Origin of the sequence: Psychrobacter sp. Cmf 22.2, from assembly GCF_001921745.1 — a bacterium.
Classification (GTDB): domain Bacteria; phylum Pseudomonadota; class Gammaproteobacteria; order Pseudomonadales; family Moraxellaceae; genus Psychrobacter.
In genome coordinates, this window is the sequence record NZ_MRYA01000001.1 from 910,539 (window position 1) to 922,204 (window position 11,666).

The 11,666-nt window shown below is 42.6% G+C and carries 11 protein-coding genes; 10 read left to right on the plus strand and 1 reads right to left on the minus strand.

Annotated features, from left to right (window positions below):
- Positions 1 to 189: 189 nt before the first annotated feature.
- From rsmG to BTV98_RS03780, 10 genes are all read left to right on the plus strand, one after another.
- Positions 190 to 906: a 16S rRNA (guanine(527)-N(7))-methyltransferase RsmG gene (rsmG, locus tag BTV98_RS03735; RefSeq protein WP_075102998.1), complete on the plus strand. Its 717-nt coding sequence runs from the start codon at positions 190 to 192 to the stop codon at positions 904 to 906.
- A 230-nt stretch (positions 907 to 1,136) separates the two neighbouring features.
- Complete coding sequence (locus tag BTV98_RS03740; RefSeq protein WP_058369685.1) at positions 1,137 to 1,916, plus strand: ParA family protein; 780 nt, start codon at positions 1,137 to 1,139, stop codon at positions 1,914 to 1,916.
- A gap of 135 nt (positions 1,917 to 2,051) precedes the next feature.
- On the plus strand, positions 2,052 to 3,188 hold the full coding sequence (locus tag BTV98_RS03745) for a ParB/RepB/Spo0J family partition protein (protein WP_058369686.1): 1,137 nt from the start codon (positions 2,052 to 2,054) through the stop codon (positions 3,186 to 3,188).
- Between the two features lie 144 nt (positions 3,189 to 3,332).
- Positions 3,333 to 4,067: a MotA/TolQ/ExbB proton channel family protein gene (locus tag BTV98_RS03750; RefSeq protein ID WP_082638079.1), complete on the plus strand. Its 735-nt coding sequence runs from the start codon at positions 3,333 to 3,335 to the stop codon at positions 4,065 to 4,067.
- 50 nt (positions 4,068 to 4,117) lie between these two features.
- Positions 4,118 to 4,549, plus strand: coding sequence for a biopolymer transporter ExbD (locus tag BTV98_RS03755; RefSeq protein ID WP_058369687.1), 432 nt, complete (start codon positions 4,118 to 4,120; stop codon positions 4,547 to 4,549).
- Positions 4,550 to 4,809: 260 nt separating this feature from the next.
- A complete protein-coding gene (gene msbA, locus BTV98_RS03760) occupies positions 4,810 to 6,588 on the plus strand; it encodes a lipid A export permease/ATP-binding protein MsbA (protein WP_075102913.1) in 1,779 nt (592 codons plus the stop codon).
- Between the two features lie 50 nt (positions 6,589 to 6,638).
- Positions 6,639 to 7,844, plus strand: coding sequence for a tetraacyldisaccharide 4'-kinase (gene lpxK, locus BTV98_RS03765; protein WP_058368072.1), 1,206 nt, complete (start codon positions 6,639 to 6,641; stop codon positions 7,842 to 7,844).
- Between the two features lie 109 nt (positions 7,845 to 7,953).
- On the plus strand, positions 7,954 to 8,781 hold the full coding sequence (gene kdsB / locus BTV98_RS03770; RefSeq protein ID WP_058368071.1) for a 3-deoxy-manno-octulosonate cytidylyltransferase: 828 nt from the start codon (positions 7,954 to 7,956) through the stop codon (positions 8,779 to 8,781).
- 113 nt (positions 8,782 to 8,894) lie between these two features.
- Positions 8,895 to 10,004, plus strand: coding sequence for a hypothetical protein (locus BTV98_RS03775; protein ID WP_058368105.1), 1,110 nt, complete (start codon positions 8,895 to 8,897; stop codon positions 10,002 to 10,004).
- A gap of 89 nt (positions 10,005 to 10,093) precedes the next feature.
- Positions 10,094 to 10,441: a PilZ domain-containing protein gene (locus tag BTV98_RS03780; protein ID WP_075102914.1), complete on the plus strand. Its 348-nt coding sequence runs from the start codon at positions 10,094 to 10,096 to the stop codon at positions 10,439 to 10,441.
- Positions 10,442 to 10,528: 87 nt separating this feature from the next.
- Here BTV98_RS03780 and ppk2 read toward each other — a convergent pair whose 3' ends face one another.
- The gene (gene ppk2 / locus BTV98_RS03785; RefSeq protein WP_256713825.1) at positions 10,529 to 11,542 is read right to left on the minus strand and encodes a polyphosphate kinase 2; all 1,014 of its coding nucleotides are present in this window, start codon (positions 11,540 to 11,542) and stop codon (positions 10,529 to 10,531) included.
- Positions 11,543 to 11,666: the final 124 nt, after the last annotated feature.

The following is an 11,666-nucleotide window of genomic DNA, read 5'->3' on the forward strand; positions in this document are numbered from 1 at the left end:
ACAAATACAGGTCATAGTACCAGTAACAATAAAAAAGTAATCCTATCTAAGGATATAAAAATAAATAACGGTCTAATCCTAGCGCCGATAGTATAAGATGATGGACATTAGCGCAATCTGCAACTATTCAATATGTAACCTGCATGATAAAATAAAAGGTTCACATGCCAAAACTGGATGATTCGTCGTATGTCAGCTTCTGTCAAAACTTCTCTGCCTTCTACTAGCGTAGACAATATCAGTATAGATGCTACTGGTTTTACAAAACTTGGTAAGCAGTTACCGATGCTGGCCAATATCTTGGCTCAAGCAGTGCAAGAGCTTGATCTAACGTTGAGCCAAACGCAGCAGCGCACGTTATTATTGTACTTAGATCAGCTTTTATTATGGAATAAAGCGTATAATCTGACCGCGATTACTGATCCGGTAGAAGCCTTGATTAAGCATGTCATTGATTGTTTGGCTATTATACCGCATTTGCCACCAGGCGCACTGCTAGATATCGGTACAGGAGCGGGGTTGCCTGCGGTTATTATTGCGATTTGTCAGCCTGAACGCTCGTGTACTGCACTCGATAGTAACCAGAAAAAAATTCGTTTTATTAAGCAAATCAGTAGTGAGCTTGGTTTGAATAATGTACAACCAATTGCTGCACGTATTGAAGCCCATGAAGCTACTTATGAAGTGGTCACTTCTAGAGCATTTGCAAGCTTAACAGACTTTGTTGAAGTGGCGCAGCCGCGGTTAGCGAATGGTGGTCGATTGTGCGCTATGAAAGGTAAGACGCCAACGGACGATGAGCTACAAGTTTTAGAAGGAGAATGGCAAATTAAAACCATTATTCTAAAAGTGCCACGTTTGCATGATAGTCGTCATTTGATTGAATTATCTGTCAAAAGTGTCTAAGCTATGGGCACATCAGTAGCTATGAAACATTTTTCATAGCCAGTTTGGTTCAGATTTAGCATAATGATTAAAGCGTAAGACCCTAATTTTATAAGGCTCTCTAGCATTGTTTTTTATAGCCTATAATAAATTATGAACAGATTATTTGTGAAACATGATAATAAAAATGCAAAGTTAAAGACTGTTAGAGCAAAAACAAGCAACAGACCTTAATCAAATTGAGTAAGTGTATGGAAATCATAGCAATTGCAAATCAAAAAGGTGGCGTTGGCAAAACGACAACGGCAGTAAACCTGACTGCCAGTTTGGCGGCGAAGCGTAAGCGCGTACTGCTGATTGATTTGGATCCACAAGGTAATGCTACTAGTGGTACTGGTATAGATAAAAACGATTTAGAGTTGACAATAGCAGACGTCCTACTTGATGATGTGTCACTACAAGATGCTACTGTTATGAGCCCAGCAGGTTTTGATGTGATCGGTGCTAATCGTGAGTTAGCGGGTATGGACGTCACGTTAATGGGACAAACCAACAGTCATGAGCTGTTACAGACTGCAATGACTAACTTAATAAATGCCCAATCTGGCTCTGAAGAAGGGCCCTACGATTATGTCGTTATGGATTGTGCCCCAAGTTTAAACCTGTTGACGATCAACGCTTTGGTAGCGACCGATGGCGTCATTATTCCAATGCAATGTGAGTATTATGCATTAGAAGGTTTGGCTGATTTATCACAAACGATTGAACGCCTAACTGAGCTTAACCCCAAATTATATATTCGAGGGGTGGTAAGAACATTGTTTGATGCACGCAATACGTTGGCGCGTGATGTGTCGGCCGAACTTGAAGCTCACTTTGGCGATATTATGTACAAAACTCATATTCCAAGAAACATTCGCTTGGCTGAAGCACCTGCGCATGGACTACCAGTGATTGCCTATGAGCGATGGTCAAAAGGGGCGCGCGCGTATCAAAAACTGGCAGCTGAAGTGATCAAACAAAGCCGCTAGTAGAGGCTAACATTAAGAAGATATAGCAAACGTAATCATCAGCTGGCTGGGCGATAAAGTACTAAGTCGCGTATTTATCAGCGAGCATTTATTAATAATCATTTGGCTTTATTTAGCGTTAGAGGATAGGTAATCATGGCGAAAAAACGAGGATTGGCTGCCAATCGAGGTTTAGATGCCTTATTAGGATCAATCAAAAAAGAAAAGCAAATTACCGCCTCTGCTTTGCAAGACGATACCGTTATATATGATGATGACGAAACGGTCGCTGCTACTTCTATTGCTCAGATGCCAAAATCATCTGTTACCCCGAGCAAAGCTCAGACGACAAAAAATGATAAAAAAGTAGCTACGGATACAAGTGAACGTACTACTCGCAACAGTACAAAAGCCCGTCATTATCCCAAAAAAAACACTAGAACCATAAGTGACGCAACAGACAACAGCACCACTGAAGATCAGATCAGTTTGGTGCAAATTGCAGTGACTCAACTGCAAGCGGGTAAATATCAACCGCGACGCGACATGAGCGAAACGGCGTTAGCAGAGCTTGCATCTTCGATCGAGCAACATGGAGTGATGCAGCCAATTGTGATCCGACCGCTGCTTGCAAATGAGGACAAAAGTACAGTCGATGTGACTCACGAAATCATCGCAGGCGAGCGTCGTTGGCGTGCAGCAAAAATGGCAGGTAAACCAGTTATTCCAGCGATTGAACGCGCTTTATCTGATGAGCTGGCGATTGCACTTGCATTGATCGAAAATATTCAGCGCGAAGATTTGTCAGTCATTGAGCAAGCAGCAGCATTACAGCGCTTTCATACTGAATTTGGCATGAGTCATGCAATGATTGCAGATGTGGTAGGCAAAGCGCGAACGACGGTATCAAATTTACTACGTCTCAATCAGTTGCATGACGCGGTAAAAGATCATCTGGCAAATAACGCTTTAGACATGGGACATGCGCGCACACTATTGGCGTTATCCTCTGAGCAGCAGCCTATCATTGCACAAAAAATTATTGATGGTGGGATGACTGTAAGAGAAGCTGAAAAGCTGGTCAAGTCAATCTTAAATCCTGTATCCAAAGCCGATCGTACTGAAAAATCACAGTCTCACGATGCTGAGCGTTTAACGCAGCACCTAACAGATATGTTAGGGGCAGAAGTAAAACTCAAGCACAAAAAAGATGGTCAGGGTAGTGTAGAGATATTTTTTCACAATCAAGATGAGCTTGCAGCGTTAATCAAACAGCTAGAAGCGCAGCGCTAATGCACTTATTTAAACTGACGTACTAAAGACAATATACTTAATCACTATGTAAGTTTTTTACTTACATAGTGAGCTATAAATGACTTTCATTACATAATGGTCGCAAGCTTTTGGACATGTTAAACAGTATACAAGAGAGTCATTATGTGGGAATTGGTAAAAGCAGGTGGTTGGTTGATGATGCCAATCGTCATATGTTCGATAGTTGCACTTATCATTATCATTGAGCGCAGCAGTACGCTACAGTTTAGTAAAATCGTACCTGGCAGATTACGTGAACAGCTAATAACGCGCCTACGTGAAAATGGCGCTATTGGCCGCACTCAGTTAATGAATGTTAAAGAAAGAACCCCATTGGGTGATATCTTAGCGACAGGATTGGTATATCGTCAGTATGGTCTAGACTCAATGACTATGCACATGCAAAATAGAGCCAGTGTACAGATACATCAGCTCGAAAAAAACATCAATATGCTCGGTACAATAGGAGCAATTGCTCCACTACTTGGTCTATTGGGTACTGTGCTGGGTATCATATCTTCATTCTTAGCCATTACGGATGGGGCAATGCAGGATCCTACTTTACTGGCCGCTGGTGTCTCGCAAGCTTTGATTACAACGGCGGCTGGTATGGTCGTTGCAATACCAGCGCTCGTCGCTTATCGCTATTTTCAGCGCCGGATTGTAGATATTAATGCTAGGTTTGAGACTGAAGCTGGACTTATGATTCAAGAGCTTTATGACTACCAGTTATTGGCTGATGCTCATTTATCGCTCAACAAACCGTTCGCTGCGATGGTAAAAAGCCAGCATACAGACGTTGAACAGTTAGGTGATACATCGGGGTTTGATACTGAAAATACGCACCAACCTGCATAGAAGATACTTGTATTTTCGCCTTCTAGCCTTACGTCATCAGAGAATTAGCCATGCGTTTTAGAAAGCCTACCGTTGAACCACTAGAAATCAACTTAACACCCATGATTGACTGCTTACTGTTTTTGATCGTGTTTTTGTTATTAGCAACATCATTTAATCACTTTAGCCGCTTAAATATAGTTCTGCCTGAAGCTGAAGGTGTCGCACTTGTCGAGCAAACCACTAGTATTGAGGTGGCTGTACAAGAAGATGGCAGGTATATGGTAAATGGTATGAGCCTTGCTAACAATAGTGAGGCTGAGCTGACTAATATGTTGCAACAAGAAGCAGGCAGTGAGCGTGATATCTTGTTTGTTATCGCTGCCGATGCCAACGCTACCCATCAATCTGTGGTAAAAGTGATGGATATTGCGGGCAAATTGGGCTTTTTGAATTTGAATATCAGTACCGTTATGCCGCTCGGTCAAACACTGCCGCAGTAGGCAGTGGTGAGCTATTTATTTTTTCATTACTATAGTTAATTCGCTATAAAAACGATACAGCGAGACCGGTATAAATTTTTTGCAGCCTCTGTCAGCGTAGACACAGCAAGCAAGAAAAATTTATACCAGTTGCTCATCACGTTACAACGTATCGGTCTGATTCGGTATCGCCTATACATCCACATTCTCTTGTATATAATGATGCTGCCAATGCTACGAATGTCACAAACCCATCTACTAATATTTGACCCGAGGCTTTTATGAGTCAATCTGACGTAACTAAAACCTCTGCCAATCTTAAGCTTGCACAACCATTGACTCCGCCCAAGCGTAAGACGTTGCTGCGTTTGTTAAGATATTTAAAACCCTACTGGTGGGCGCTTCTTTTAACAGTGTTAGGCTTTGCTATCAATGCGGCAACAGAGATATGGATTGCCAAACTATTACAGTATATTACTGATGCTATTAATCAAAACGATCAAGCAAAGCAAAATTGGTTTCCTGCTTTAATTATTGCGTTGTTTTTTGTACGCGGTGTTGGCAGCTTTTTAGGTAACTATTATTCTGCGTTAGTCTCAAGAAATCTGGTTTATGAGCTACGGGTACAAGTGTTTAATAAGTTATTACGCTTGCCAAGCTCTTTTTATCTGGCCAATCCTGCAGGAACCATCTCTTCCAAACTAATATTTGATGTCGAACAAGTAACGGCGGCTAGTACCGACTCTATGAAGACTGTGTTGCGCGATGGCCTGACAGTCGTCGCTTTGATTGGTTTTTTGCTTTATAGCAATTGGCGCTTGACGTTGATTTTATTTTTGGTATTGCCACCGATCTTATGGTTGATTCGCTTTGCCTCTAAGCGTTACCTAAAGCTGTCCAAAGGTATCCAAGAAACCATGGGTGATGTGAGTCACATTACTAATGAGGTAATTGGCGGCTACCAAGTAGTGAAAAACTATGGCGGGCAAGCTTACGAGGCTCAACGCTTTAACGTCACATCAAAAAAGAATCTGCGTCAAGGCATGAAAGTGGTCGTCACTAATAGCATCAACACTCCAGCGGTGCAGCTATTGATGGCAATGGCGATGTCTGTGGTAGTCTGGCTTGCTCTACGTCCATCGGTGATTGACAATATCTCAGCAGGCGAGTTTATATCTTACATTGCAGCAGCAGGTCTTCTGAGTAAACCTGTACGCTCATTGACCGATGTCAACCAAAAACTGCAAAAAGGTATCGCTGCAGGCGAGTCTATATTTGCATTGCTTGATGAGCCTGAAGAGCGCGATACGGGTACGCTTAGTCCGTCATTATCAGGTGAGATTCAATTGGATAACGTTAGCCTAATCTATCCTGACTCAACCGTGGCGTTACAGGACTTTAGCTTAGATGTACGGGCAGGTGAGACTGTCGCATTGGTTGGTCGTAGCGGTGCTGGCAAGTCATCCTTGGTTAATTTACTAACGCGCACCTTAGCCACAACTTCAGGGCAGATTACGATGGACGGCATGCCTATTGAAGACATTACTTTGGAGAGTCTGCGTGCGCAAATTGCCATGGTCAACCAACAGGTAGTACTATTTAATACCACCGTTTTTAATAATATTGCTTATGGCAGTTTGGCGGCTAAGTCACAGGCTGAGGTTGAAGCTGCGGCTAAAGATGCCTTTGCTCATGACTTTATTATGAAAATGCCGCAAGGTTATCAAAGTCAGATTGGAGCAGAAGGCTTGCAGCTGTCTGGTGGTCAACGCCAACGCCTATCGATAGCACGCGCCTTATTAAAAGACGCCCCAATCCTAATATTAGACGAGGCGACCAGTGCGCTTGATAATGAATCAGAGTATTTTATCCAGCAAGCGCTCGACAATGTCATGAAAGATCGTACTACTTTAGTCATTGCGCATCGTCTCACAACGATTGAGTCAGCAGATCGTATTGCAGTGATGGACGGCGGACGAATCGTTGAAATTGGTACCCATAATGAGCTTATGCAAAAGCAAGGTCATTATGCGCAAATGTATGATCGAGATTTTGAATAACAAACAATCTGGGTTACAAATTACGGGCAAAACTGGATGGATGCTAAATAATGAGTATTGAGACGACAATTACTCGTGCTTGGCAGCGAAAAGCAGCTTGGCTTTGGTTACTATTGCCGCTTAGTTGGCTATATGGCTTGCTTGTTTGGTTGCGTCGTCAGGCTTATAAACTGGGAGTATTGACAAGTTTTCGTGCCCTTGTACCAGTTATGGTCATCGGTAATGTTACGGTTGGCGGTAGTGGCAAAACGCCTTTAATTATCACTTTGGTCAGTTATTTGCAAAAACAAGGCATAAAGGTTGGTGTGATTAGCCGTGGTTATGGCGGCGATACATCCCAAATGCCAGCGTTAGTAACCAAAGAGAGTTTGCCAAGTACAGTAGGCGATGAGCCGTGTTTGATTGTCAACACCACTGCTGCGCCAATGGCCGTATGCCCAAACCGCAAGCAGGCAATTACGACTTTGCTAAACGCGCATCCTGACTTACAATTAATTATCGCTGACGATGGTTTACAGCATTATGCGTTGCAACGTGATATCGAATGGATAGTAGTAGATGTTGCACGTGGATTTGGCAATGAGCAGCTATTACCGACAGGGTTTTTACGTGAACCGATAGCGCGATTAAAGAATGCCACTGTCATTTATCATGAAAAACCAGTTGCCCTACCATCTTTTAGCCATAAAGTCTTTAATAACGAAACCTTCAGTAACAAGACTAGTAACGAGATTTCGGCCCAGCGTTTAACCATGCAGTTGCAGCCGGATGAACTGTATCCTTTGTTGTCTGATGATGAATTAGTCGAGTTGAACGTTTCAAACATAACCATACCTTTGTCAGCTAAGGTAGTGCCGTTACAAGGTGACAAGGTACATGCAATTAGTGGTATCGGCTATCCTCAGCGCTTCTTCGCCACCCTGAGCACGCTTGGTTTTGATGTCATAGGACATCCTTATCCAGATCATCATAACTTTAGTCTGAGCGAACTACTACAGTACACCGAGCATCCTATGATTGTGACGACTAAGGACGCTGTAAAAATTCGAACAGTGCTATTAACAGAGCTTAGTAAAATAAATGCTATAAAATCGAATGAATCCATTGGTAGTCACAGTGGTAATGATATTAGCGTTTTGGTAAACAGGCTATGGGTATTGCCTGTGACTGCCCAATTATCTGATACTTGCTATCAGACATTGCAGCAGCAATTGAACGCGCATGACATCAACATGGCTACGTCAAGTCACAGTTAAGATTGTCGATGCATGTAGTTGTTTTTATATCTAAGCGTTCGTCTAAATTACCCGCTTATTTGTATATTACCTATTTAAATTTATGAACTATTTGTTATAGGAATTATGTATGTCATCTGCTTTAGCACCCACCAAAACTCATATCGTTATTCCTGCGCGCTTTAAGAGTACACGTCTACCAGGCAAGCCTTTGTTAGATATTCATAGTAAGCCTATGATACTTTGGGTCGCTGAAAAGGCTCAAGCCGCACATTTTGCCGATGATATGTGCATTGCGACTGATGATGAACGTATCGCTAAGGTTTGTTTGGATGCAGGATATGAGGTGGTTATGACAAGTGTTGACCACATATCAGGCACAGATCGTTTGGCTGAAGTTGCGACGATCAAAGGCTGGGCTGAGCACGACATTATCATTAATATGCAAGGAGATGAGCCATTAGTGCCGCCGTCGTTGCTACAGCAAGTCAAAGACTTGTTGGTACAAGATGATGACAGCGTTATGGCGACTTTATACGAGCCTATTGAAGATTATCAGACGTTCATAAGACCGTCGGTGGTCAAGGTTGTGAGTGCAATCGTTGGTGACACTCAGCGCGCGCTGTACTTTAGCCGTGCACCGATTCCTTGTGATCGTGATGTGGCGTTGACAATGGCTGCCGGTAGTTTAGATATAGCAGAGCTACCCGCCCCAAAAGAGGCTTACCGTCATTTGGGATTGTATGCTTATCGGGTAAGTTTGTTACAACAATTTGTCCATTGGTCTCAAACACCGCTTGAAACGCTTGAGAGCTTAGAGCAATTACGCATTTTAGAAAACGGTGGCAACATAGCTATTGCGGCTGCAAAAGTTCAGCTACCTGCTGGCGTGGACACGCAAGAAGATTTGGATCGTTTAAATGCAATGAGTGTCAATAAGTTTATAAGCAATACATAATAAATAGCCTAAGCGTTTACTTAGCAATTGATATTTGAAAGAAACTATAAGATAAGATAAGTACCAAGCTTAGTAAATTTTAAACGAAATAGTAGGCAACAAGCGTGAATCATATGACAGACAGTATTTATTTTGCGCCACTATTACCATGGCAGCAAGCATTGTGGACGCAGCTTACAAGTCGTGTACTATCACCGCCCCATAATTTGCCGCATGCATTACTTGCCGCTGGTATGCAAGGAATGGGTAAGCGTGCTTTTGTTTGGCGACTGATAGCTTGGCTATTGTGTCAAGAGCGTCAGCAGCATCCGCTTGGAGCTTGTGGTCATTGTCAAAGCTGTCAATGGCTTAGATCTGGTACGCATCCAAGCTTACAAGTATTGCCTATTACCAGTATGCCTATTAGCACTGAAAGTCAGGAAAATAACCAAGCTGTCAGTAATAATAAAAAAACGAAGACCAATACCAAGTCGGTAAAAGCAACCAGTAGTGCTGCGTTGACAGTAAAGGTAGATGATATTCGCGCATTGCAGCCTTTTATCTACCAGGGCGGACAGGGGATGCGCATTTGCGTATTAGATCATGCTGAAAAAATGACTATCGCAGCGGCCAACGCCCTTTTAAAAACGTTAGAAGAGCCACAAGCACAAGTTCATCTTTTTTTAATCAGTGACATGCCAGCAAAACTACTGCCAACGATTAAAAGTCGTGTACAGCAGTTACCATTGCAGGGAGTAGAACCAACTATTGCAAATGACTATGTGGCTCAAGAGCTTGGCAATACGATTAATCGTGAAGTGGTAAGTCCGATACAAATTACCCAGTTGTTACAGTTAGCAAACGGTGCACCACTTGCAGCAATAGAGCTGGCAAAAGCTACCTGGTATAGCAAACGCGCTCTATGGTTGACGACATGGCAAGCCTTACGTAGTGGTAAGCGTAGCAGTGTAGCGGCTAGTGACTATTGGCAAGCTGAGATTGATCTACCAGAGTTTCTCAAGCTGACTGAGCTTATGCTGATTGATATTCGGCGCGTTTGTTTAGGTCTTGATAGTAACCAAAAAGATATTGCTCTATCAGCCGCTTTAGAAAAATATCAGCCTACAGACAACGCATTAGAAACATTGCTAAGCCAGTTGCAGCAAACAAAAACAGCCCTTCAACAAAATGTGCAAGAAAAATTTGCCTATGATAAGCTGATGCAAGACTTGGTTTATCTATAGAATCTATCTGAGCATATAGACTCTATATAGTAAAACTAAAGTGACAATCAAGCGATATCTAACCGTATATCAAAATTAAGGATGTTATTATGGCAATGCCAGGACGTGGCGGTATTATTACCTGTCATATTGAAGATGTCGAAAAACTATATGCCAGCTATTTATCTTTTGTAGATAATGGTGCCCTGTTTGTACCCACCAATCGTGTCCAGGAGTTGGGTGATGAAGTCTTCATTGCGATTACCTTACCCAATTCTAGCGAACGCTTACCGATGAATGGCAAAGTGGTTTGGATCAATCATAAAGCACAGGCCAACCGTCCTGCAGGGTTTGCCGTCCAAATCGGTACGGATGTTGCGGGACAAAAAATAAAACATGAAGTTGAACGCTTACTAGTAGGCAAGATTGATAGCCAGCAAGCGACTTATACTATGTAAGATAGACTATAGTGTAAGACAGACCATAGTAGGTCACATTATATAAGTAAACGTCTTGTCAGTTATTGACTGTGACATTACGAAGGTCTAATAACGTGATGGAACGTACATATCGTCTGGAATAGGCTCTCGATAATATTCGTCATCGCGTTTACGTTCGGGCAATTCTACTTCCTCGCGCGGCACTTCTTTGTAAGGTATCTGCTCAAGCAAATGAGCAATACAATTTAAACGCGCCCGTTTTTTATTGTTGCCCTCAACCACCCACCACGGCGCTTCTGGAATATGAGTACGCTCAAACATAGTCTCCTTGGCTTTGGTATAATCTTCCCAACGCCGCCTTGATTGCAAGTCCATTGGCGACAGCTTCCATTGTTTGAGTGGATCATGAATCCGGCTCATAAACCGCGAATGCTGCTCATCGTCAGTGATAGAAAACCAATATTTAACCAACCTAATACCAGAACGCACAAGCATACGCTCAAACTCAGGTACAGATTGAAAAAACTCCTCATACTGGGCATCGGTACAAAACCCCATTACGCGCTCAACACCGACACGGTTATACCAACTTCGATCAAACAACACAATCTCACCAGCTGCTGGTAAGTGCGCCACATAACGCTGAAAATACCATTGTGACTGCTCACGCTCAGTTGGTGCGGGCAGAGCAGCAACTCTACAAACGCGTGGGTTAAGACGTTGAGTAATACGCTTTATAGCACCGCCTTTGCCTGCTGAGTCACGACCTTCAAATATCACGACAATGCGCTCACCGCGATCGACTACCCAATCTTGTAATTTGATCAACTCACGCTGCAAGCGGACCAGTTCTTGAAAATAAGTACGACGATCAAGCTTTTCTTGCTCTGTCATCTCAAGCCCATCAAAACGAAAATCACGTACATAATCGTCTATTTCATTTTCAAGCTCTTCATCATAACCGTCAATTAAATCCTGATGCATCTTACGACGTAGCTCATCATTGAAGACTTCTTTGTCCATGCGTGTAATGAAGTTGCCTTGTTCAGGTTTGCTTAGCTCGGCATGTTCCTGCGGTGTCAAAGACTTTGGGTCAATTGCCGAGGGAATCTTACTCATAGAAAACTCCTAATAACTATTCTTATCATTGTATTAATTGTGGTCTTTACTTTAGCATATCTGATGGCGAAGCTATGCGGTGACTGCGTTTTATTATTGTGTGATGCAACCTTGTATTGCTCAT